Consider the following 22,606-nt stretch of genomic DNA (forward strand, 5'->3'; position numbering starts at 1 on the left):
TCATGAAAATTCTGACCCTGCTTCGCCACGCCAAATCCAAGGGCAAAAATGGCCCCGTTGAGGACCGGGAACGGCCTTTGAGCAAGCGCGGCAAGGATGCGGCGCAACGCATGGCTCAGCGGTTGGCTGAAAAGGGATTTATGCCGGACGCAATCCTGACCAGTCCCGCCCGGCGAGCCGTCAAGACCGCGCAGTTGGTGGCTCGCGGTCTCGGCTATGCTGAAGCCCGGGTTGCGTTGGAGGAGGGGATTTATGAAGCTTCCGCCGAGGAATTGCTGGATATTCTGCACGGCCTGGACGAGGCGTGCCGGCACGTCATGCTGGTCGGGCACAATCCCGGGTTTACCGATCTGAGCAATGTTATCAACAGTTTTGCCATCGACCATATCCCCACCTGCGGCGTGGTCTGCAGCGAATTCGACATCGCCGCCTGGTCGGACCTTGCTCCGGGGCAGGGTTGCCTGATTTTTTTCGATTACCCGGACGGAACGCCACAATAGTCCCAAGGGGTGCGTGCCATGTTCGAATCCGCGGAACTGGGTCATCACATCGACAAGGATACCTACCGGCAACAGGTGCCCGGACTGCGGGAAGCCCTGCTGGATGCGCAATTCGATGTGCTTCAGAACCGGGAGTTTCCGGTCATTATCGTTATTACCGGTTTTGACGGCGCGGGCAAGGGGGAGACGGTCAACCTGCTCAACACCTGGATGGATCCCCGCCATATCGTCACCTGCGCCCCGGACAAGCCGGACGCCGAGGAACGGGATCGACCACCCATGTGGCGCTTCTGGCAGGCGCTGCCGCCCAAGGGCAAAACCGGGATTTTTATCGATGCCTGGTACATGTCGGCTATTTTCGACCGGGCCTACGGACGCATCGGCCTTGCGGAACTCGATCAGGCCATGGATCGCATCTGCCGTTTCGAAAGGATGCTCACGGATGAAGGCGCACTGCTGGTCAAGGTCTGGCTGCACCTTTCCAAGGAGCGCCAACGACAAAGATTCAAGGCCCTGGAGAAAAATCCGACGACCCGCTGGCGGGTCAGCGATACCGACTGGGACCATTATCGTTATTACGATAAAATCCTGCGGGCCGCCGAGCATGCCTTGCGCCATACCAGTTCCGCCATCGCCCCCTGGATTGTGGTCGAGGGGGGCGATGCGGCTTATCGTTCCCTGACCGTGGGCCGATCCTTGTTGCAGGGACTGCAGCAACGCCTGGAGGCCAAACAGGAATCCGGCCCGCCAGAGACCTTGCCGCCCTTGCTGCCGGCCATCGATGACATACATGTCCTCAAAACCCTCGACTTATCCCGTTCCCTGATAAAGACCGATTACGAAAAACAACTGGAAAAATATCAGGGAAGACTCAATCTGCTTTCACGGCAACCCGGATTCCGGGATCTGTCCGTAGTGGCGGTGTTCGAAGGCAACGATGCGGCCGGCAAAGGGGGCTGCATCCGGCGTGTCACCGGGGCATTGGACGCCCGCCATTACCGGGTGGTGCCTGTCGCCGCGCCCACGGACGAGGAACGGGCGCAGCCCTACCTCTGGCGGTTCTGGCGGCACTTGCCGCGGCGTGGCCGTTTCGCCATTTTCGACCGGTCCTGGTATGGGCGGGTGCTGGTGGAAAGGGTGGAGGGCTTCTGCAGTCCCATGGACTGGATGCGAGCCTACGGAGAAATCAATGATTTTGAGGAGGAGCTGGTGCGGCATCGGATTCTGGTGGTCAAATTCTGGCTGGCCATCAGCAAGGATGAGCAATTGATCCGTTTTGAGGAGCGGCAGACGGTGGAATTCAAGCGCTTCAAGATTACGGATGACGACTGGCGCAATCGCGAAAAATGGGACCTCTATGAACAGGCGGTCGGTGACATGATCGATCGGACCAGTTCTGTGGTGGCCCCCTGGACCCTGGTCGAGGCCAACGACAAGCGTTTCGCCCGCATCAAGGTTCTGAAAACCCTCTGCAAGCAGATTGAAAAAGCCCTCTGAGGACTCATTCTTATCGGAAGTCTGCGGCGTTCGCCAACAATCGCCTAACATTTTCCGGTTACTATCAGGTTTTGGTCGGGGTCGAACCGCCTGAGATGAGGTGCCATGTTGCATGGTATCACAAGTTTTATTTAATCATGGGGGCATCGGGGTAATCGTGAGCAAATCCTATATCAACAAAGAGATCAGTTGGCTGCACTTCAATGGCCGGGTTTTGCAAGAGGCGGCCGATCCGGCCGTTCCCTTGGTGGAGAGGGTCAAGTTTTTGGGGATATTTTCCTCTAACCTCGATGAATTTTTTCGGGTTCGCGTCGCCACCTTGCGACGCCTGAGCAATCTCGGCCCGCGCGCCAAAAAAATCATCGGCGATAACCCCAACAAGGTTTTGAAAAAAATCCAGGAAATCGTTCTTGAACAAACCAATGATTTCGATCGGCTGTATCGCCAGATTCTCGATGAATTGCGGAAGGAAAATATTTTTCTGATCGACGAATCCTCTCTGGACTCCGAACAGGAAAATTATCTGCGGGAATTTTTTTATAGGAATATCCGGCCACATCTGGTTCTTTTGTTGATTGATCAGATAGAGCAGTTTCCGATTCTTAAAGATCATTCCATCTATCTGGCCGTGCAGATGAGTGAAAAGGGAAATGAAAAAATCCACCATTATGCGCTGATACACGTTCCGGATCAGAAAATTTCCCGATTCATTATTCTTCCGCAAAAAAACGACAAAAAATTCATTATTTTGCTGGAGGATATCATTCGGCTGTGTTTGCCGGATACCTTTTCGTTTTTTGACTATGATAACTTCAGTGCCTATACCATCAAAGTGACGAGGGACGCCGAATTGGATTTTGAGGATGAATTCTCGAAAACCTATGTGGAAAAGATCCAGGACAGCTTGCGCAAACGCAAAGTCGGCCGTCCGGTACGTTTCGTCTATGATCGGGATATGCCGAAGCCATACCTGAAATACCTGGTCAACAAACTCGGTCTGGGCGAGGACGACAGCCTGATCCCGGGTGGCAAATATCACAATTTCAAAGATTTCATGAAGTTCCCCGCAGTCGGCGGGCAGCAGCTCTATTATCCGCCATTTACGCCTTGCGTGCATCCGGCGCTGCAGGGACAGACAAGTCTATTGGCCGCCATCCGCAAGCAGGAGATCCTGCTTCATTTTCCCTATCAGACCTTCAGCAGCTTTGTCGACCTGTTGCGGGAAGCCGCCGTCGACCCGGCGGTCAAATCCATCAAGCTGACCATCTATCGTCTGGCCCGGGACTCCCATATCGTCAATGCCCTGGTCAATGCCGCCAAAAACGGCAAGAAGGTGACCGTGGTCATGGAATTACAGGCCCGCTTCGACGAGGCCGCCAACCTCGAGTGGGCCGACACCATGCGCGAAGAGGGGGTGCGGGTCATCTATGGGGTATCCGGTCTGAAAGTTCATCCGAAGGTGTGCCTTATTACCCGGGAGGAGAAAAAGCGGCTGGTGCATTATTGCGGTCTGGGAACGGGGAATTTCAATGAAGATACCGCTTCGCTCTATACCGATCACATGTTGCTGACCTGTGACCGCCGACTGACCGGCGATGTGGTGAAGCTGTATGATTTTTTTGAAAACAAGTATCGCATGGCGACCTTCCGCCACCTTCTGGTGGCCCCGTTCCAGATGCGCGACAAGTTCAAGCGCTTGATTCGCGGAGAAATCAGGAACGCGTTGGCCGGCAAGCAGGCTTATGTCCTGCTCAAAATCAATAACCTGGCGGATCAGGAAATGATCCGGTTGCTCTACGAGGCGGGCCGCGCGGGGGTGGAGATTCGCCTGATCGTGCGCAGCATGTTTTCTTTGGTTCCGGCGGAGCAGGGGTTGAGCGATCACATCCAGGCCATCAGTATTGTCGACCGATTCCTGGAGCATACGCGCTTTTGCATTTTCGCCAACGGCGGTGAGGAGAAGGTGTTCATCGGTTCGGCCGACTGGATGGGTCGTAATTTCGATCGCCGGGCCGAGGTCATGTGTCCCATCTACAGTCCCCAACTGAAGCAGGAGTTGCGGGAATATTTTGAAATTCAATGGGTGGACAACGTCAAGGCCCGGCCCTGGTATGCGACTTCAGAGGGGGATCCACGCGATCTGGACCCTGCCGCGCCGGCGCATCGCTGCCAGCAGGTGCTGTTGCAAAAATTCGGCGCTCTGCCCTAGCATCGCATGCGGGCCATGGACCAGCCTGGGCTATGGCTGTTCCATATCCGTCCGGGCCTTGTCCCAACAGGTCAGGCCGAGACCGGCCAAGCCGATGCGCAGGTCCGTCAAGGCCGCTTTGACGGCAGCCTCAACGGTCCCCCGATCCGCCCCCACGGCGGTCAGAATGATGTCGAGTTCCGCCATCTCGCCCGGTCGGGTCGCGAGGGATTTGATATAGACTCCGGGGTGGGCGGGCGCCACCCGGCTCAGCACCGGTTCCATGGTGGACTCATCATTACAACGGACACAGAGGGTGTGGGTGGCGGCCAGACCGCCGCGGAAGGTGGACTGCAGAAATGGTTGCAGTGAACTGCTGAAGATGCCTTTGAGCTCCGGCGGCACTCCCGGCAGGCTGATGATGGTCGTTGTCCCTGTTTCCAACAGCATGCAGGGGGCGGTGCCGACGGGGTTGGCCAGGGGCATGGCTCCAGCGGGCAACCAGGCCATTTTTTCCCGGGCCGGGGTCAGGCCCCCCTGGGCGAGGATGCCCCGCTGGTGCAGGCTATCGTAGCTGGCCTGGATCATCCGCAGGGCGATGTCGTTGCGTTGCAGTGGCCGACCGGTTCCCCGGGCCACCGCCGCCAGGGTCAGATCATCGGCCGTCGGCCCCAAGCCTCCGGCAGTGAAGATCACTGCTACCCCGCGGACCAGGGCGGCGTTCAGTTCCTCTGCGACGGCATCAAGGTCGTCGCGCAGCACGATGGCGCGTTCAACCCGTCCTCCCAATTGATGAATTTCCCGACACAGCCAATGGGTGTTGGTGTCCTGGATTTCACCGGTCAGGATCTCATTGCCGATAATGAAGATTTCCACGGTCCCCGGGTCTGGCATGGTTTGCTCCCTGAGTATGCCTGATGTGGAAGGTTTGCGGGCTGCAGTCGATGCCCTGCTCCATTATACCCCATGACCATGGAAGGTGTTGAACGACTTTGGGTCCTTCAGTTTTGGCGGCCCGTTCGGTAGTTGAAATAGTTGCGCAGGACCGGCGCATCCGCCGCCGCCCAATCAAGAGTCAGCAAGTCTTTGGGCTCCACCCAGCGGATGGCCTTGTGTTCGGTCAGTCGGATGGTGTCGCCGTGCATGGAGCAGACGAAGGGATGCAGGGTGATGGCGAAGGTGGAATATTGCCAATTGGATGAGGGCAGGGCCGATTGGATGGTGACCTGGATGCCGAGTTCCTCGATCAACTCCCTTTTGAGGCAGTCGTCAGGGCTCTCGTCCGGTTCCAATTTGCCGCCGGGAAACTCCCATTTCAAGGGCAGGCTCATGGTTTCACTGCGCTGGGCCGCCAGCACCAGACCGTCCTTTTCGATAATGGCGCAGGCCACATCGATATTGATGATTTCGCGAACCGCCACAATGATCCTTTCGTTTCCGTCGAAAGCTCTGTCAGAAATAATGTTTCAACAAAGGGTTTTGGGGCGCCCGCGCCAAATGACCTGGTGCCCGTGGGACAGCATTCAGGACCCGAATAAGCGTTCATACGAACCTCATTCCGGGGGTGCGGGAAAGCCTTCTCCGCGGCTGATGAATTATTGCTGTCAAAATTTGTCCTTTGGAAAAGATTACATCTTAGCTTGTCTCAATGTCAATCTTTCTAATGTTTTTGCGGTAAGGTAGGTCGCTGACAGTCAACAGCTTGACTCTCCCGGGAATCGGGTGACTCTGAATCCCTTGGGGGTCACGAACCATGATGCCAGCTTTTCGGTGGAAAAAAATCGGGGCCGGTTATCGTGCCGGCCAAAGCCGATGCGAGCCGGCCCCTGCTGCTCAGCCCTGAGGCCGGAGAAGAGGGCAGGGGGTACCCTCGTTCCGGCCTCAGGCCCTGCCTGCCGGGGAGGAAAGCCAGGTTACTTGCGTTTGTTGCCGTGGCCCGGGCCTTTGCCGTTATGGCCCGGTTGCGGAGCGCCATGGCCCTTGTCCGGGCGAAAGGATTGGCCCCGGTAGTGCTGCCGATCCTTCCGGTAGCGGGCGTATTCGGCTTCGCGCATGCGGACGATCTCCGTATGGCGACGCTTGGCCAGGCCGGGGGGCAGATGCTTGGGACCCACGCCGCGCCAAGGGCCGTTATAGCTGGGAGCCATGAACCAACCGCCGCCTTGATAGGCATAGTAGCGGCCGTCAATATAGACCATGTCGTAAGGAACGCCGACGGCGACATGGAAGCCGAGGGTGCTGGGCGCCAGAAATAGAGGCGGTTCCTGGATGACGATCGGGGTTCGAGGGCGACTGCCGATATGCAGATTGAGGTCAAAGCCGACATCCGACGCCTGGACCTGCTCAACAGCGGGAGCGGTCAGCAGGGTGACGGCCAGTAGCAAGGTGACCATACGAAGCATGAAAAACCCTCCTTCTTGATGTGGCACCGAAACAGTGACTGAGAAATGCACAAAAAATGCCAAGGTTGATATTTGCGTCTTTCGTACTTGCGTTCGGTTACCCAGACGGGGAAGGGAATAAAAGGTTTACCTGCTCATGACCTTAAAAGTCACCGACCGGGTCGGCAGGATGCCCCCGGTTGGCCGATCTGCAAGGCAGGAAATTGGCCGGGATGGAGGTGCGCCAGTACGGAATAGGGCACCGGTTGCGGCTAAGGCAACCTGGTTTTTTCCGGAGTTTCCGCGAAGAAACTGGAGGAGGCGCCGGTCGTCGGTTGCTCGGCGATGCGTTCCGCCAGTTGGGAAACGGCCAGGGCGAAGGCAATGGAGCGATTCCAGCGCAACAGGGTGCGAAAATTGTCCGAGACCAGGAACGCCGGGCCCGTTGCGCCATCGGGCAGGAGCAGCGCCAAGCTTCGGTCGTCAGGCCCGCTTGCTTCTCGAATCCCCAGTTGCCGCCACTCCGAAGGGCTGCGGCGCTGGTCCAGGCCGGCCAGGGACGGGTCGAAACCGGCCGGCCGGCTGACTTCCATGCCCCAGTTCAGGCCCTTTTTCCAGCCCGCACGCACCAGGTAGTTGGCCGCCGAGGCGAGGATGTCGGCGGGCTCGTTCCAGATGTCGCGCTGGCCGTCGCCATTGAAATCCACGGCGTAGGCCAGGTAGGAAGACGGCAGAAACTGCACCTGGCCGGTGGCGCCGGCCCAGGAACCACGCAAATCCTCACGCTGCAGGTGTTCTTGATCGAGAATGGTCAGGGCGGCCAGCAACTCTTTGCGAAAAAAACTCTGCCGGCGGCCCTGGTAAGCCTGGGTGGCCAAGGCGTCGACGATGGGATACCGCATCCGGCCCTGCCCGAAGTCGCTCTCGATGGCCCACAGGGCCAGGAGGACGGAGTGCGGAACCCCAAACTTCTCTTCGACTTCCTGCAACAGATTGGCATGGAGGTCCCGGTGGCGTCGACCTTCCCGGATGCGGTGTTCCGAAACCATGCGCCGCACGTATTCGCTGGTGGCCAGAACGAACTCGGCCTGTTGCCGGCTGTGGGTCACCACCTGCGGCAGCGGCTGCAGGCCCTGCAAGGCAGCCGCCAAGGTCGAGTCACGGATGCCCAGGGTCCGGGCTTCCCGGGCCAATTCCTCCAGCCAGGACTGAAAGGCCGGATCCTCCGGTGGTGCGGTTGCAGCCGGCTCAACCGCAATCAGGCGAGGCGACGCAGGCGGTGGTGGGTCTGCCGTGGTCTTGGCCGCAGGCGGGATGGTTTCCGGAAGGGGTTTGCAGGCACCGATAAGACCCAACAACAGGCCGGCAACCAAGAGAGATGAAAAACCTCGCGATGCAAAATGATGCATTTAATCGTTCCTTGTGATTCGGGGGCATGCAAATCAGCAGCTCTTTCAATGGAAACCGATGAAAAAGGCGGCGGTTTCCATTTATAAAGGAGCAAAAATCGGGAGTTCGATAAAACGTTGCAGTCCTTGGTCAACCTTGTTATAGTGCCCTCTAAGAATTGATGTGCTCCAAGTATCCAACGTGCGGGGCAGTTGGGTATTTGTTGTTATGTGCGGGAGCAGGGAGCGCAGGTTATGGTTCGGTTGAAAAGCCTTTTTCTGACGTTCGGGGATCGACGACTTGAAGCCGCCTTTCAACGCTATTACTACGGCATCAGCCTGGCCCGCATCCGCTTCACTTTGCTGCTCGGCATGGTCCTCTATTCCGCCTTCGGGGTGCTGGATGTCCTGATTGTTCCGGAAATCAGGAGGTTTGCCTGGTCCATCCGGTATCTCGGGGTCTGTCCTCTGCTGGGCCTGCTTTATCTGCTTTCCTACCACAAACGCTATTTCCGTATCAAGCGTCTGGCGCATATCCTCGGCTGTCTCGCCAGCGGAGCGGGAATCGTAGCCATGATTTCCCGGCTGCCCATGCCGGGCAATCTCATCTATTTCATCGGCCTGTTGCTGTGCGTCATGATCTTTTTTTCCTTTGTTCCCGACTTTATCGCCGCCAATGTTGCGGCGTGGGCGGTGTTTCTTCTCTACCAGTTGGTTCTGCTCAACGGCAGTGATCTGGCCGGCGCCATGGTTTTCAACAACACTTTCGTTCTGCTGACGTTCAATTTCTGCGGCATGTTTATCTGCTACTCCCTGGAGCGGCAAATTCGCGCGGAGTTTCTGCAGCGCCGTACCATCGAACGGCAGGCCAGAGAATTGAGCCGGGCGCTGGTGGCCGTCGACAAGGCTCGTCAGGAAGCCGAGGAGTCCGCCTTGACAGATTCTTTGACCGGTCTGGCCAATCGGCGGCATTTTTTGATCATGACCCGGCAGGAATTGGATCGCAAACAGCGGCACCTGCGGGATTTGGCCCTGATTCTACTGGATATCGATCATTTCAAGGAGATCAACGACGCCTACCGTCATCTGGTCGGCGATCAGGCCTTGCGGCAGACCGCCGTTGCCATCCAGGCCCTGGTCCGCTCCGCGGATACCGCCTGCCGTTATGGCGGCGATGAATTTGCCGTGCTGTTGCCGGAAACCAATGCCGCCATGGCCGAGGAGGTCGGTTGGCGTCTGGTACGGGCCATGGCCAAAATGGCCCTGACCACGGATGTGGGGCCGGTGGCCATCAGCATCAGTGTCGGCATTGCGGTACTGACGCCCGCTGAAGTCGTGGACGTGGAGACCTTTCTGGATCGGGCCGATGTGGCTTTGTACGCAGCCAAGCAGGAGGGCCGTAACCGGGTCAAGGTCTGGTCCGCGGACCTCGGCGATTTGGGCCCTGCCGGATCCAATCCTTTCAATCATTACCTGCTGAAGGATTGATGTCGGATTTTAGATGCCTTTGTTCAGCGGCCCCAAGTGCCCGTCTTGCCCGGTCCGGAGACGGGCCTTTTTGTGTCAAAATCTTGCCCTTTGTGTCGATAGTGAACGTATTTCTGATATTGGGAAAGCGTTTTTGTCAAATTTTTGAAATTTTTAAAAAAGTGTTTGACATTACTTTTTAGATATGTAATTTCTTCAATTATGTATGAACTTATTTGCCGGTACTTAGTTCTTTGCTACTGCAAGACGGCTTGATCTTGCCGTTCTGGAACCAGGTTTTACGGTATCTGCCGAAGTTTGATAAGGAGGCCAGCTGTGGCGGGAAAAATTCGGGAAATGATCGATACCATCATTCAGCAACGGGCCGGCGGCAATCCGATGCTGGAGCGCATCGTCAAGACCAAACTCATCCTCAAAGGGATCAACCCGGCTCGTTTCACGCCACAGTCCGAGGATGATCCGACGGTTATGGCCTGTCTCGAGCAGTTTCTACAGGACTTACAGGGGGCGCCGGCGACCCAGGGTGCTCCCACCGCTGCTGTCGGCAGCGGTGCGGATGGCGAGTACTTTCATGTGGCCTGTTCCACCCAGACCGATTTGGCTGCCAGCGTAGCGGAAATAGCCGGACGGCTACAGCCCTGCAAGCCGGCCATGGTCCTGTTTTTTGCCGCCAGTCGTTTTGCGCCCGACGCCGTGGGCCGGCAGATGCAGGCGGCTTTTCCCGGTTCCCAGGTATTCGGCTGTTCCACTTCGGGAGAGTTGATGAGCGGCCGCATGCTTGATGGCGGCATGGTTGCCATGGCCTTTCATCGACGGGCAGCGGGGGATGTTCGGGTGGAAGTGGTCGAAGGGCTGTCCAATGACCACGCCTTGCATAATGCCTTCGCTTCCTTTGCCAAACATTATCGAACCCCGGTAGCGGCCATGGATCCTGATGCCTACGTCGGACTGGTGTTGGTCGATGGCCTGCGCGGCGCCGAGGAACAGTTGATGGAAACCATCGGCGATTTAACCGATGTCACGTTTGTCGGGGGCTCGGCCGGCGATGATCTGCAATTTTCCGCTACCCACGTTTATGCCAACGGCCGTTCCTATACCGATGCGGCGGTGTTGGCGCTGATGCGACCGGAGATCGGATTTTCCTTCATCAAGACCCAGAGCTTTCGGTCCTTGAATAAAACCTTGCGGGTCACCTGGGCGGATGAAGCCCGTCGCGAGGTGCTGGAGTTCGACGATCGGCCGGCCGCCGAAGCATACGCCGACGCCCTCGGTACCAGTGTCGAACAGGCCCCCGATTATTTCATGCGCAATCCGCTGGGGTTGATTGTTGAAGGCGAACCTTTCGTTCGCAGCCCGCAGCAGATCAAAGGCGGCACCATGTCCTTCTATTGCAGCATCCGGGAGGGCATGGAACTCTCCCTGCTGGAATCGGGGAATATCGTCCAAGATACTAAAGTGGCGCTTGAAGAGGCCAAGCGGCGTATGGGAAGCATTTCCGCCGTGGTTAATTTCAACTGCATTCTTCGAACCTTGGAACTGAAACAAAAACAGCTTACCGAAGACTATGGTGCCTTGTTTTCCGATATTCCCATGATCGGTTTCAGCACCTACGGGGAACAGTATATCGGGCATATCAATCAAACGGCCACCATGCTGGTTTTCAAGTAGTCAATCCGCTTCAGGCGGCATGCACTGGCCTGCAGGTTTTCACCTTAGCCGGTTCTCGACAGGATTGATGTATGAGCGATCAGTTTAAGCAGATACTGAGTTTGGAGCAGAAAGACGGCGGGCTGAAGGGGGATCTCTCATCCACCAATATCGCCGACCTGCTGCAGTTTCTTTCCTCAAGCTCGAAGAAGGGTGTCATCAAGGTGGTGCGGCACCCCGACAAGGAGCAGGGACAAGTCTATTTCGACGGCGGGGAGTTGGTATCCGCAACTTCCGGCAAGTTGACGGGGCTGACGGGATTCGCCGATCTGCTCGGCTGGCAGGAAGGTTCTTTTCGTTTTTTTCCGGGTGTTGATGCCCAGAACAGAACCGTCGGGCTGTCCGTTCAGCATGCCATTCTTGAGGCCATGGTGTCCATGGATCACGGAGCCGGTAATGTCAGGGAGCAGACTGCGGCCGTGATGGAAGAAAGGGGTAAGGATATGGAACAAGCCGTCAGGGGAGCAACCGAGGTCATGAATGATCTGCTGGAGGTCCCCGGAATCGATGCGGTGGTGATCGTCGGTCGGGATGGGTTCGTCATCGATTCCACCGGCAGCAGTCTGCGGGTGAACATCGACGTGCTCGGCGCTTCTCTGGCTCATGCGGTCAACGGCATCGAAGAAATGGGTTCGGAATTGAGTATCGATCACTTCCAGGACCTGTTCATCGAATATGGCCGTTCGGTCATCATGTGCAAACCGGTGGGGGATGCCATTGCCGCGGTGGTGACGCCGGATGCCTCGAAGTTGGGCATTATCCGCCATAAAACCAAGAAACTGTTTCTTGAGTTGGGACAGTCCTTCTAGGAGGGTGAGCAAGTGTCTTTGGAATTGAATTTTTCTTTGGATGACAAGACCTTTCGGAATTTTTTGAACGGTCATCCGGTGGTGCGGCATTCTCACCATTACCTGTGCCTGATTACCAAGCTGGTGGAGGATTTGAGCGATATCGGCGGGCCGCAAATTTTGGCCGAAGTGGTGGAGGATTCCATTCGAACCGTGCTGGACGATTATTTCCAGCAACAGGGAACCCTGTCCGAAGACGAGCGGATGCGTATCGGTGAAGCCTATTTCGCCACCTTCGGCCTTGGCAAAATGGCGGCTTCCGGCGACCGTACGGGTGGCGAAGTGCGTTTACAGCGCTCCCATCTCGATGAAGGATGGCGCATGAAATGGGGGGAGCGGGACCGGCCGGTCAATTACCTTGCCTGCGGTTTTGCGGCTGCCCTGTTCGGCGCGGCTTTCGGCCTGCCGGCCAGAAGTTTTGCGGTCACGGAACAGGAAGGGATGGTCATGGGAGCGCCGGAGAGTCGGTTCATCGTCCGGGCTGCTTGAGGAAGGAATGAAATAATGACGGTAATGCGCGACACCGTGGTGAAGAGCCTGGCCAAGGTAACGGTCCAGGGGGATGAAAACGGCCTGATTCCCGAATATGAAGTGTTGGTCAATCTGCTGCCGGTTGCCTTGCTGAACAGCTTTGCCGAACGGATTATGGCCGCGGCGCCGCCGGAGCGTAAAGCCGAGGTTGAGGCCGGACTGGTGCGGGCGGCCTATGAATGCGGTTATCATACGGGCTGCGGCATCATTACCTCCGAATCTTTTAATGAAGCGGTCATGCCCATGGTCACCGAAGGGGCCAAGGACATTCTGCGCGGCGCCTATGCGGCCTTTACCGCCTGGGGCTGGGCCAAAGCCGGCATCGTACAGCTCAAGGAAGGTGAGCGGATGGTTATCCGAGCCTTTGATTATTACGAGGCGGACAGCGGCGGGGAAGGGTTGCGAGCCTACATGTTTCGGGGGTTGAGTCAGGCCTTTTTCGACCTGGCTTATGCCGATCCCTACCCGGACGGCATGGATACCTATGTCTGTCAGCAGACCAAGGGGCTTGAAGTCGGAGATCCCTATGGCGAGTTCATCGTCACCAAAAAATAGCGCCTATCCTGCCAAGGATTTCTCCGGGATTAGCGCAGATAACGGGTGACGGCAGTCGCAAGGCGGCACTTCCGTCGTCATATCCGGAAGCGGAGCAAAAGATGTCCAACGTTATTTCCATTGTGAGTTCAAAAGGCGGAGCGGGCAAGACGACCGTGGCTCTCAACCTGGCGGTGGCGCTGGCCGAGAGTCGGGAGCCGACTCTGCTCATCGACGTGGACCCTCTGGGTGGTATCGGTTTTTCCCTGGCCCGCAGCGATACGGAGTGGAAAGGGTTGGCGGAATGCCTGGTGCAGGAAGCAGCCATCGGCGAAGTGGTCATGCCGACCAAACTGCCCGGTCTCTCCATCTTGCCGCGCGGGCGTCTGGACCCTCTGGATGTGGCCGCCTATGAACAGGCGCTTCACTCATCATCGGTTCTGGAGGACGTGCTCGCCGCCGTTGCCGGCGACTATCGCTACATAATCATCGACACTCCGTCGGGGCTAGGTCAGATTACCCGTATGGCTCTGTCCGTCAGCGACTTTGCTCTGCTGCCCCTGCAGGCCGAGCCCATGGCGCTGCGGGCCATTACCCAGACCCTGCGGGTCCTGCAACATGTGCGTGAAGAGGAAAACCCCGATTTGCACCTGCTCGGCATCCTCGCCGTGATGGTGGAGTTGAGCCGGGATGTTTCTTTTTCCATCATGAATACGGCCTGGTCCTCCCTCAGCGGGGTGCTGGAAACCTACATACCCCGTGCGGAAGTGTTCAGCATGGCCAGTGAGAAGGGGTTGCCGGTGGCCTTTCTGCCAGGGAAATATCCACCCGAAGCGGCGCGCTTCGATATTCTGGCCAATGAGGTGAAAGGCCTGATTCACAGCCTGGGTGGCGAGACAGGAGACGACCATGAAAGACCGCAACGTGAACTCGTATGACCTGAAGCAGGCGCAGCAGATCCTCAGTGCCCTGGCTCCGGCTGCCGTGACCGTTGCCCGCAAGAAGGCCGCCATTCAGGCACAGGCCGCTTTTCTGAAGTTTCCCCAGCGGCCGATGCAGGCCCTCTCCGGTTCCGTCTCGGTGGCCTGCCCGACGACCGCCGCCGGCCAAGCCGAGCAGCTTGCGCCGCCGGAGACTATCAGAACATGGGATGACTGCATTCGCTGGTGCCTGGAAGCAACCCGGTCCCATGCTGCTTTTGTGGTGGATTCCCAGGGATTTATCATCGCCAGTCAGGGGCTGATTCCCGAGGCCGGCTTCGAATGCACCGGGGCCGAAATGATCTGCTCCCTGGAGCAGTTGGAGCGTATCGATCCGGAAGCCGGAAAGTTGCTCTGGATCGATCTGGACTACGGCCAACGGCGCATTGCCGGCCTGGTAACGCCTTCGAATACGGCCGAGTATTTTATCGTTGGCCTGGTATCGCCGGATTCATTCCGGTTTTTTGCCCACAAGGCCCTCATCACCAGCAAGATCCTGGAAAACCTGCCCCATATCGATTAGTCGCTAAAAAAAGGAAATGCAGGCAGGCTGTCGCGCGACAGCCTGCTTTCTTTCATTTAGGTGTGCTTGCCCCACTTCAGGGGCAGTGTAACGATGCTTGAGCGCCGTCGGTACTCTGCATCGGCCATGAACGGCAAAGGAAATCGGCCATTTGCGCTGCCGGCATCGGTTTTGCGAAATGGAAGCCCTGCATGATGTGGCAGCCGCATTCCCGCAGAAATTGCATCTGCTCAGGCATTTCCACCCCCTCCGCGACCAGCTCCAGCCCCAGTCGTGTCGCCATGGCGATGATGGCATCCACAATGGCCATGTCCTCCGGATCCGCAGGGATGTCACGCACAAAGGTTTGGGCGATTTTGATGCGATCGATGGGAAAGTTTTTCAGGTAGCTGAGGGATGAGTAGCCGGTGCCAAAGTCATCGATGGCAATCTGAATGCCGCGCGTCTTCAGATCCACCAGGACTTCGATGGCGTCCGCCATGTTTTCCAGAAAGGCGCTCTCGGTAATCTCAAGTTCGAGCAGGTGAGCCGGAAATCCGGTCTCCTGCAGCACGGATTCGATTTCCGCCAGCATGTCGGTCTGGCGGAATTGCTGGGTGGAGAAGTTGACCGCCAGTCGCAGGGAGGGCCTGCCGGCATTCCACCAGGACATGGCCTCGCGACAGGCGGTGCGTAAAATCCATTTGCCCAGAGGCCGAATCAGACCGCTCTCTTCGGCCAAAGGAATGAACTGCGCCGGCGATATCAGACCCAGTTGCGGGTGCATCCAGCGGACCAGGGCCTCGATGCCCACCGGACGGCCGGTGCGCAGATCCATCTGCGGTTGGTAGGCCAGGAAAAATTCTTCCTGGCGCAATGCCCGCCGCAGGTTGACGTCCATTTGATGCAGGGCAACGATTTTCTGCTGGAGGGGCTCTGAAAAGAACTGATAGACGTTGCCGCCGTGCTTTTTGGCTTCATAGAGGGCGGTTTCCGCATGCTTCAGAAGCGTTTCCTGTTCCTCGCCGTCGCGGGGGAACAGCGCGATGCCCATGCTGGCCGAGGTGAACACTTCACTCCCATCCAGTTCAAAGGGGTGTTCGCTGACCGAATCCAGAATCCGGCGGGCCTCCCGGGCGATGGCCGCCTCATCCTGATACCCGGTAAGCAGCAGGACAAACTCATCGCCGCCCCAGCGCACAAGAGTGTCGCCCTGACCGATGGTTTTGCCCAGACGAGTGGCAAGCTGACGCAGGATCGCATCCCCCTTGGCATGTCCCAGGGACTCGTTGATCTGTTTGAAGTTGTCCAGATCCAGGGTGAACAGGATGACGCTTTCGCCGAGGCGGGCGGCGTGGCCAAGTGCCAGGTTCATGCGATCCTGCAGCATGATGCGATTGGGCAGATCCGTCAGGGAATCGTAATAGGCCAGCTTTCGCAACTTCTGTTCGACCTTGCGCCGCTCCGTCGGATCGGTGAAGTGAGCCGTGAACCCCAGTGGTTTTCCATCGTGACCGGGAAGGGGGTGGGCATGGACTTCAATCTGGAACCGACTGCCGTCATGGTGCGTGGCCGCGATTTCCGCCTGCCAGGCCCGGTTTTTTTTCAATGCCTGCATGCCGGCAATGACTTCCACGGGATCCAAAAAAAAGTCGACCAGGGCTTTGTCCTGCATATCGCCTGCCTGCCCATAGCCCCAGAGCGTGATTAAGGCTTGGTTGGCAAAGGTCAGTCGGCCATGCAGGTCAACCATGCCCATGGCGACGGGGGCTGCATCGAGAGCCCGTCGGGTCAGGTCCAGTTGCTGCTGAATATGGGCGGCAACGGGTTGTTTCGGAGCAAGTCTCTTTTTGATGATAAAGAGCAGTACCTGCAAAGCAGTTGTGCCCATAATGACGTAAATCAGGATGTGAGCGCTGGGTGGCATGGGCGACGGAGCTCCCTCTTTCCACGGTTCCGGCTGAAAAATGGTCAGCCCAAAAGCGTCGAAAACAAAAAAACCCATCCTTTACAAAAGGACGGGTTCCGAAAAAATCGCGAAAGCGCTTTGAGAAGGAGCACATATCGTGTCATTTTTCGGCAACCCGGCGATCCTCGATGAGGACCCGTGGCTTTGCGTCACCGGATTACTCCGGTTTTGCTACTTTTCGAAAATCACACGGAAAACCTACCCGTAAGCATAAATCTTGTCAAGTATAAAAAATCGTTAAACATAAATTGTCCTTAAATTCATAGGGGCGTATGATTGCAGGTGAGAGGTGTTCCGTCCCTGGGATTTTGGGTGCGGGGTTACCATAATCAGATTGATAGGTAAATTTTTATATATTATCAATCCCTATGTCAAATCTACGGGTTTACGGTATCTGCCTGCGGACCCATAAAGGATCGATCCGCCGCGGGGAAATCTGTGCCCTGAATGGGGCCGGTATCATGGTGAGTGAGTATTTGCCATGGTCACCATGACCCGTTAGCCTTTTGGCAGGTTCACTCTGTGTGGCGGCTGGGAAAAGTCATTGCGCTGTCAAACCCGTTGGCTAAGCAGTGTTCACCGGTTGAGTTTGGCCAGATAATCGGCCGCTGCATGTGTAGGAATGTGTCGCACAACGATAGGGCTTCATATGCAAAAGGGTCAGGAGCATCGTTCCGGAAGACTGTTGTTGGCATGCTGCCTGGTGGGTGGCCTGGGTTTTTTCAGTTCTTATCTGCGTCTGCCGATTATGCCGCTATTGGCTGCATCCGTCGGGGGGAGCCCGGCACAGGTCGGCCTGATCAATGCCGCCTTTATGCTTTCAGCCGGGCTGCTTTCCATCCCTGGAGGGCTGCTGTCGGATCGCTTTGGTCGAAAAAGGCTGATTCGTGGCGGATTGTTGCTCATCGCCGGGTCTTCCCTGCTGATTACGGTTTGCCGAAATCCACTGCAGATGGCCCTTGTCTACCTGCTGTTTGGCACCGGATTGGCCTCCTTTGCGCCCAACCTCATGTCTTTGGTGGCCGATGTGGCCGCTCCCCGACCCCTCAGCCAGGCTTACGGGTGGTATACCACCGCTGTCTATGCCGCCATGGCCACCGGCCCGGCGGTCGGCGGTCTGTTGGGCAAATTGCTGGGTCTGCGTCCCGTTTTTCTCCTTTCCGGGTTGCTGTTGCTTGGCCTTTTTGGAGCCACCGGTTATCTGTTGCCCCCCTCGCCGGCCAGTGCCGATCCTTCCGCTCTGGGTGGAATTCGGGCCGGTTGTGCTCGGTTGGCGGGCAACAGACGTTTCGTCGCGTGCCTGACCTTGACTTTGGGGGCCTGCTTCGGGTTGGGCTTGTTTCTGACCTTCCTGCCGCTGCATGCCCGACAGCAGGGTCTTGACAGCCGCCAGATTGGATTGGTTTTCGGCAGTCAGGCCCTGGTCAACACCCTGGCACGCATTCCCTTCGGATATCTGGGTCGTAGCCTCCGCCGGCCGCTGCTGTGGACCGCCGGCGGGATTTTGCTGTTTGCCGTTGGACTTGCACCGCTTGGCAGGATGAACTCTTTTGCTGCCATGCTGGCCGGAGGATGTACCCTGGGTGCCGGCATGGCCATCGGTTTTACCCTGCTGGGAGTGCTTATCGCCGAGTCGGTTCCTGGCGCGTTACGTGGTCTGGCCATGGGCATGTACAATGCCTGCATTTTTCTTGGCATGATGCTGAGTGCCGCCAGCATGGGAATGATTGTGCAGCGCTTCGGCTATGATTTCGGTTTTATCTTCGGTGCTTTGGTGGCCGTGGCATCCGCCCTGTTTTTTCTTCATTGGGGCAGGGCTGAGGACGGCGGGCGGTCCTAGGAGGCTGTCGGACTATTCATGCGCTGGCTGCAAATTCGGCTCTTTGGCCCATATTTCAGCTCCTTTTCGGCCCATAGCTACGGCTATGAACCTTCAAACGAGCTAAAATCTGTGCTCAAACATCCAAATTTTCGCTTCAGCCCGGATAGTCCGACAGCCTCCTAGACGCCTTGTGTTTCGGCCCGGGTATGCTTAAATAGCAGCAGGCGCAAGGGAGGATAGGGCATGAAACGTTGGTTGTTGACATGCGCGGTGCTGCTTCTGATGTCTGGCGTTGCCTTGGCCCAGGCACCCCGGTTGGCCGGCCTGGCACCCGCCAGCGGCGGTCCGGGCAGTCGGGTGACGGTGCTGGGCGGACCTTTCGATGGTTCGGAACGGATCCTTTTCGGGGACCGACTGCTGGCGCCCAGTCGGGTTGAGCCGGCTCGTCTGACCTTTACCGTCCCGGCCTTGCCCGAGGGGGAATATCTGCTGGCGCTTCAGTCGATGCAGGGCATCTCGGCGGCCACTCTGACCTTCCGGCTGATTTTGCCGCCGCCGGAGATTCTGTCCTTGAGCCCCAGCCAAATCGATGGTTGTTCCGGGTTTGAGCAACGGCGGGTAACGGTTGCGGGGCGTGGTCTGCAGGCTGGTGTGCAGTTGCTGCTCAACGGCGCTGCCCTGGACGCCACCCGCACCGGTGACAGTCTGCTGTTCAATGTTCCCGATCTGCCGGCGGGATTGCATCAGGTGCAACTGCGTAATCCCAACGGTCAGATGTCTCTTGCCGTTGCTCTGCTGGTCGATACGACGCCGGAAATTCGCAGTGTCGCGGTTGGTGCCGAGTTTCTCAATCACTATCAACTGATCATTTCCGGACGCAATTTCCTGTTCAATTCCCGGCTGATTGCCGATGGCCGTCAGGTTCCCGCGGTGCCTGCCAGTTCCATGCAAGTGGACCGTCTGACTTATGTCGATTGCAATTCCCTGATTTATCATCGCTATCCGGTCAGCAGCCAGCCGAGAACGGTGCTCCTGCAGGTGCTCAATCCGGATGGCAGGGAAAGCGCTGTCTTTTCGGCGACCATCCCTTGATGGCCGACGAACAAGGGGGCTTGGAGAGGTCATGAAAGAGCCTGCACTGCGCCGGCTGCATCGCTGGCTGGGTCTTCTGCTGGTCCTGTTCATCCTGCTGCAGGTCGGCAGCGGACTGTTGCTTACCCTTTGGCAGTCTCCGGTGTTCGGTTTGCCCATCGGCAGTGGAGCGTGGTTCGCCGTTGCCCGTCTGTTGCATTCCGGCGGCGGCCTCATCGGCGTCTGGTACCGTCTGATCCTGAGTGCGGGGTTGGTGATCCTGGCCGGAACCGGGCTGCTCATCGGCTGGAAAATTTGGCAACGTTCCCGTACCGGGCCCGCCCGCACCCCTTCCGCGGACCCAAAGCCGGCGGCTCCCAAAACTACCTCTCCGGACAGTCCCATCTGAGACTTCGGCTTTGCTGCAGGGATTTTTGTTACACTTGCAGCAGAGCGTCAAAATATATCCGGAATCGGACCTTGAAGCCCGATGGGAAGATATTTGGTAACTTTTCAGCATCGTGGAGCAGGGTCTCGCGCCGCCCACCCCGAGGGCCGCATGAACCCATCCCTGGGGCTTGACTGGCGCCATCCGGGCGCCAGACACCCTCGGGGAGGGCGCCCCGAGCCCCTGTGCTGAACAGTTACGATATTTGTTTGACCCCGAACGGAGGTGTCATGATGATGGAAGCCAAGCAGATCCTGTGGTTCGAAGACATCGGCATGGACGATTTGCCGCAGGTCGGCGGCAAGAATGCCTCTCTCGGCGAGATGATCCGTTGTCTGTCCGATCTCGGCATTCAGGTGCCGGGTGGCTTTGCCGTGACCGCCGCCGCCTATCGCCGGTTTCTCCGTGAGACGGGCCTGGAGTCCGAAATCGAACAGGTGCTGCAGGAACTGAAGGACGACGATCTGGAAAGCCTGGCGTCCGTCGGCAGCCGCATCCGTCGGGCCATCCGCCGGGCCGAATTGCCGGCAAGTCTGGAGGAGGAGATCCGCTCCGCCTATGGGTTGCTGGAGCAGGAATACGGCCAGGATTGCGATGTCGCGGTGCGTTCCAGTGCCACCGCAGAGGACCTGCCCGATGCCTCCTTTGCCGGCCAGCAGGAAACCTACCTCAATATCCGCGGTGCGACGGAACTGGTCGATGCCTGTCGCAACTGTTTTGCCTCCCTGTTCACCAACCGCGCCATATCCTACCGGGCCCATCACGGTTTCGATCATCTGGAAGTGGCTCTCTCCGTCGGGGTACAGAAAATGGTGCGTTCCGATCTGGCCAGCGCCGGGGTCATGTTCACCATTTCCACCGAAACCGGATTCCGTGACGTGGTGCTGATCAATGCCGCCTGGGGGTTGGGCGAAAACGTGGTGCGCGGCGCCGTCAACCCCGACGAATATTTCGTTTTCAAACCGACCCTCAAGCGGGGTTTCCGGCCCATACTCAGCAAGCATATCGGCAGCAAGAAAAAGAAGATCATCTACAGTCTCAACAATGGCCCCCAGTCGACCCGGGAAATTACCGTCCCGCGGGAGGACCGGGAACGTTTTTGCCTCACCGAGGATGAAGTGCTGGAGCTGGCCCGCATGGCCTGTGTCATCGAGGACCATTATCAACGTCCCATGGATATCGAATGGGCCAAGGACGGCCAGACCGACCAACTGTTCATCGTTCAGGCCCGCCCGGAAACCGTGGAATCCGGACGACTGGGAAATGTGCTGGAAGAATTCCGCCTCAAGGAACGGGGTGACGTCCTGTGCCAGGGCCGGGCGGTGGGCAGCAAGATCGGCGCCGGCAAGGCCATGGTCATCAAGGATGCCGGGGAAATCGGCCGATTCCAGTCCGGCTGTGTCTTGGTAACGGATATGACCGACCCCGACTGGGAACCGATCATGAAGCAGGCTGCGGCCATCGTCACCAACCGCGGCGGCCGCACCTGCCATGCCGCGATTGTCAGCCGCGAACTGGGCATCCCATGCGTCATCGGCACCGGCGACGCCACCACCCATATCGTGGACGGAAACGGTGTCACCGTCTGCTGTGCCGAGGGGGAAACCGGATTCGTCTACCAAGGTGAGTTGGAGTTCGAGGTGGTGAAGACCAACCTGGAAGAGTTGCGTCGGCCGCAGACCCGCATCATGATGAATCTTGGCAATCCGGAACAGGCTTTCAGCCTGCGGCGTATCCCCAATGACGGCGTCGGCCTGGCTCGCCTGGAGTTCATCATCAACACCGCCATCCAGGCCCATCCCATCGCTCTGCTGCATCCGGAACGGGTCGCCGATGCGGAAGCCCGGGCGCGCATTGCCAACCTCATCGCCGGTTATCCCGACGGCGGCGAATATTTCGTCGATAAGCTGGCCCAGGGCGTGGCGACTCTGGCGGCGGCGTTCTACCCCAACGACGTCATTGTCCGCATGAGCGACTTCAAGAGCAACGAGTACGCCAACCTCCTCGGCGGCCGGGCCTTTGAGCCCGAGGAATCCAACCCCATGATCGGTTTCCGCGGGGCTTCGCGTTACTACGATGTCCGCTACCGGGAAGGCTTTGTCCTGGAATGCCGGGCCATGCAGCGGGTTCGCGAGACCATGGGGCTGGCCAACGTCAAGCTGATGATCCCGTTTTGCCGCACCGTGGAAGAGGGCCGCAAGGTCATCGAGGTCATGCGCGAGTGCGGGCTGGAACAGGGCCGGAACGGATTGGAAGTTTACGTCATGTGCGAGATCCCTTCCAACGTGGTCCTGGCCGAGGAGTTTGCCGAGATATTCGATGGGTTCTCCATCGGCTCCAACGACCTGACCCAGCTGCTGCTGGGCCTCGACCGGGATTCGGAAATCGTCGCTCACCTTTACGACGAGCGCAACGAGGCGGTCAAACGCATGATCGCCGACGTCATCCGACGGGTCAAGGCGGCCGGTCGCAAGATCGGTATCTGCGGTCAGGCGCCGAGCGACTATCCCGAGTTTGCCGCCTTCCTGGTGGAGTGCGGCATCGACAGCCTGTCTCTCAATCCGGATACGGTGCTGTCCACCACCCTGCGAATTCTGGAACTGGAGGAACAATTGGGCAGAGGGTAGCAGCCTCTGGTCATGGCACCTTGAGGTTGCCCAGTACAGCAAACAGGGCCGACAGCAGGACAATCAGGGCGCCGGTCAGCCAGGCCAGAAGCTTGGAATAGAATTGTCGCATGGTCCGTTCTCCC

General features: G+C 58.0%; 19 protein-coding genes and 1 riboswitch. Of the genes, 14 read left to right on the top strand and 5 right to left on the bottom strand.

The window, feature by feature from the left end; all coding sequences use genetic code 11:
- The first annotated feature begins 2 nt into the window (after positions 1-2).
- The 3 genes from JQN68_RS00740 (at position 3) to ppk1 (ending at position 4,206) form a co-directional block, all read left to right on the top strand.
- A complete protein-coding gene (locus JQN68_RS00740) occupies positions 3-500 on the top strand; it encodes a SixA phosphatase family protein (RefSeq protein ID WP_225071231.1) in 498 nt (165 codons plus the stop codon).
- Positions 501-518: 18 nt separating this feature from the next.
- Positions 519-1,997, top strand: coding sequence for a polyphosphate:AMP phosphotransferase (gene pap / locus JQN68_RS00745; protein ID WP_225071232.1), 1,479 nt, complete (start codon positions 519-521; stop codon positions 1,995-1,997).
- A gap of 157 nt (positions 1,998-2,154) precedes the next feature.
- Positions 2,155-4,206, top strand: coding sequence for a polyphosphate kinase 1 (gene ppk1 / locus JQN68_RS00750; protein WP_225071233.1), 2,052 nt, complete (start codon positions 2,155-2,157; stop codon positions 4,204-4,206).
- A 30-nt stretch (positions 4,207-4,236) separates the two neighbouring features.
- Here ppk1 and JQN68_RS00755 read toward each other — a convergent pair whose 3' ends face one another.
- The 4 genes from JQN68_RS00755 to JQN68_RS00770 all read right to left on the bottom strand — a co-directional run bounded on the left by JQN68_RS00755 (position 4,237) and on the right by JQN68_RS00770 (position 7,975).
- Positions 4,237-5,079 (bottom strand): competence/damage-inducible protein A, encoded by an 843-nt coding sequence (locus JQN68_RS00755; protein ID WP_225071234.1) that lies wholly within the window; start codon positions 5,077-5,079, stop codon positions 4,237-4,239.
- Positions 5,080-5,186: 107 nt separating this feature from the next.
- Positions 5,187-5,606, bottom strand: a complete 420-nt coding sequence (locus JQN68_RS00760) for a (deoxy)nucleoside triphosphate pyrophosphohydrolase (protein ID WP_349632288.1) — start codon at positions 5,604-5,606, stop codon at positions 5,187-5,189.
- Positions 5,607-6,098: 492 nt separating this feature from the next.
- A complete protein-coding gene (locus tag JQN68_RS00765; RefSeq protein ID WP_225071235.1) occupies positions 6,099-6,587 on the bottom strand; it encodes a hypothetical protein in 489 nt (162 codons plus the stop codon).
- A 251-nt stretch (positions 6,588-6,838) separates the two neighbouring features.
- Complete coding sequence (locus JQN68_RS00770; RefSeq protein ID WP_225071236.1) at positions 6,839-7,975, bottom strand: lytic murein transglycosylase; 1,137 nt, start codon at positions 7,973-7,975, stop codon at positions 6,839-6,841.
- A 234-nt stretch (positions 7,976-8,209) separates the two neighbouring features.
- Between JQN68_RS00770 and JQN68_RS00775 the strand changes: the two genes are divergently transcribed.
- The 7 genes from JQN68_RS00775 to JQN68_RS00805 all read left to right on the top strand — a co-directional run bounded on the left by JQN68_RS00775 (position 8,210) and on the right by JQN68_RS00805 (position 14,565).
- Entirely contained in the window at positions 8,210-9,442 is a 1,233-nt protein-coding gene (locus tag JQN68_RS00775) for a GGDEF domain-containing protein (protein WP_225071237.1), read from the top strand.
- A 315-nt stretch (positions 9,443-9,757) separates the two neighbouring features.
- Complete coding sequence (locus JQN68_RS00780; protein WP_225071238.1) at positions 9,758-11,110, top strand: FIST signal transduction protein; 1,353 nt, start codon at positions 9,758-9,760, stop codon at positions 11,108-11,110.
- Between the two features lie 71 nt (positions 11,111-11,181).
- Complete coding sequence (locus JQN68_RS00785; protein ID WP_225071239.1) at positions 11,182-11,958, top strand: DUF4388 domain-containing protein; 777 nt, start codon at positions 11,182-11,184, stop codon at positions 11,956-11,958.
- A gap of 12 nt (positions 11,959-11,970) precedes the next feature.
- Positions 11,971-12,486 carry a hypothetical protein gene (locus tag JQN68_RS00790; protein WP_225071240.1) on the top strand — a complete coding sequence of 172 codons (516 nt, stop codon included), beginning with the start codon at positions 11,971-11,973 and terminating at the stop codon, positions 12,484-12,486.
- A 15-nt stretch (positions 12,487-12,501) separates the two neighbouring features.
- Positions 12,502-13,083 carry a hypothetical protein gene (locus JQN68_RS00795; RefSeq protein ID WP_225071241.1) on the top strand — a complete coding sequence of 194 codons (582 nt, stop codon included), beginning with the start codon at positions 12,502-12,504 and terminating at the stop codon, positions 13,081-13,083.
- 101 nt (positions 13,084-13,184) lie between these two features.
- Complete coding sequence (locus JQN68_RS00800) at positions 13,185-14,000, top strand: ParA family protein (RefSeq protein WP_225071242.1); 816 nt, start codon at positions 13,185-13,187, stop codon at positions 13,998-14,000.
- Positions 13,972-14,565, top strand: a complete 594-nt coding sequence (locus JQN68_RS00805) for a hypothetical protein (RefSeq protein WP_225071243.1) — start codon at positions 13,972-13,974, stop codon at positions 14,563-14,565. Before JQN68_RS00800 ends, JQN68_RS00805 begins: the two co-directional genes overlap by 29 nt.
- A gap of 76 nt (positions 14,566-14,641) precedes the next feature.
- Here JQN68_RS00805 and JQN68_RS00810 read toward each other — a convergent pair whose 3' ends face one another.
- Positions 14,642-16,471, bottom strand: a complete 1,830-nt coding sequence (locus JQN68_RS00810; protein WP_225071244.1) for a putative bifunctional diguanylate cyclase/phosphodiesterase — start codon at positions 16,469-16,471, stop codon at positions 14,642-14,644.
- 148 nt (positions 16,472-16,619) lie between these two features.
- Positions 16,620-16,696: riboswitch (cyclic di-GMP riboswitch) on the bottom strand.
- A gap of 466 nt (positions 16,697-17,162) precedes the next feature.
- Between JQN68_RS00810 and JQN68_RS00815 the strand changes: the two genes are divergently transcribed.
- The 4 genes from JQN68_RS00815 to ppsA all read left to right on the top strand — a co-directional run bounded on the left by JQN68_RS00815 (position 17,163) and on the right by ppsA (position 22,481).
- On the top strand, positions 17,163-18,353 hold the full coding sequence (locus tag JQN68_RS00815; RefSeq protein ID WP_225071245.1) for an MFS transporter: 1,191 nt from the start codon (positions 17,163-17,165) through the stop codon (positions 18,351-18,353).
- Between the two features lie 225 nt (positions 18,354-18,578).
- A complete protein-coding gene (locus JQN68_RS00820; protein WP_225071246.1) occupies positions 18,579-19,427 on the top strand; it encodes a hypothetical protein in 849 nt (282 codons plus the stop codon).
- A gap of 31 nt (positions 19,428-19,458) precedes the next feature.
- Positions 19,459-19,815, top strand: a complete 357-nt coding sequence (locus tag JQN68_RS00825; protein ID WP_225071247.1) for a hypothetical protein — start codon at positions 19,459-19,461, stop codon at positions 19,813-19,815.
- A gap of 272 nt (positions 19,816-20,087) precedes the next feature.
- Positions 20,088-22,481: a phosphoenolpyruvate synthase gene (ppsA, locus tag JQN68_RS00830; RefSeq protein ID WP_349632289.1), complete on the top strand. Its 2,394-nt coding sequence runs from the start codon at positions 20,088-20,090 to the stop codon at positions 22,479-22,481.
- The last annotated feature ends 125 nt before the right edge of the window (positions 22,482-22,606 follow it).

It is taken from the genome of Desulfuromonas sp. CSMB_57 (assembly GCF_020194955.2).
Taxonomy (GTDB): Bacteria; Desulfobacterota; Desulfuromonadia; order Desulfuromonadales; family Syntrophotaleaceae; genus JAFCIY02.

Bases quoted from the DNA above. Each gene is read 5' to 3' on its own strand.
- pap (WP_225071232.1), top strand. From the start codon at position 519: ATGTTCGAATCCGCGGAACTGGGTCATCACATCGACAAGGATACCTAC.
- JQN68_RS00795 (WP_225071241.1), top strand. From the start codon at position 12,502: ATGACGGTAATGCGCGACACCGTGGTGAAGAGCCTGGCCAAGGTAACG.
- ppsA (WP_349632289.1), top strand. From the start codon at position 20,088: ATGATGGAAGCCAAGCAGATCCTGTGGTTCGAAGACATCGGCATGGAC.
- JQN68_RS00785 (WP_225071239.1), top strand. From the start codon at position 11,182: ATGAGCGATCAGTTTAAGCAGATACTGAGTTTGGAGCAGAAAGACGGC.
- JQN68_RS00770 (WP_225071236.1), bottom strand. From the start codon at position 7,975: ATGCATCATTTTGCATCGCGAGGTTTTTCATCTCTCTTGGTTGCCGGC.
- JQN68_RS00825 (WP_225071247.1), top strand. From the start codon at position 19,459: ATGAAAGAGCCTGCACTGCGCCGGCTGCATCGCTGGCTGGGTCTTCTG.
- JQN68_RS00815 (WP_225071245.1), top strand. From the start codon at position 17,163: ATGCAAAAGGGTCAGGAGCATCGTTCCGGAAGACTGTTGTTGGCATGC.
- JQN68_RS00805 (WP_225071243.1), top strand. From the start codon at position 13,972: ATGAAAGACCGCAACGTGAACTCGTATGACCTGAAGCAGGCGCAGCAG.
- JQN68_RS00820 (WP_225071246.1), top strand. From the start codon at position 18,579: ATGAAACGTTGGTTGTTGACATGCGCGGTGCTGCTTCTGATGTCTGGC.
- JQN68_RS00810 (WP_225071244.1), bottom strand. From the start codon at position 16,471: ATGCCACCCAGCGCTCACATCCTGATTTACGTCATTATGGGCACAACT.
- JQN68_RS00755 (WP_225071234.1), bottom strand. From the start codon at position 5,079: ATGCCAGACCCGGGGACCGTGGAAATCTTCATTATCGGCAATGAGATC.
- JQN68_RS00775 (WP_225071237.1), top strand. From the start codon at position 8,210: ATGGTTCGGTTGAAAAGCCTTTTTCTGACGTTCGGGGATCGACGACTT.
- JQN68_RS00740 (WP_225071231.1), top strand. From the start codon at position 3: ATGAAAATTCTGACCCTGCTTCGCCACGCCAAATCCAAGGGCAAAAAT.
- JQN68_RS00765 (WP_225071235.1), bottom strand. From the start codon at position 6,587: ATGCTTCGTATGGTCACCTTGCTACTGGCCGTCACCCTGCTGACCGCT.
- JQN68_RS00800 (WP_225071242.1), top strand. From the start codon at position 13,185: ATGTCCAACGTTATTTCCATTGTGAGTTCAAAAGGCGGAGCGGGCAAG.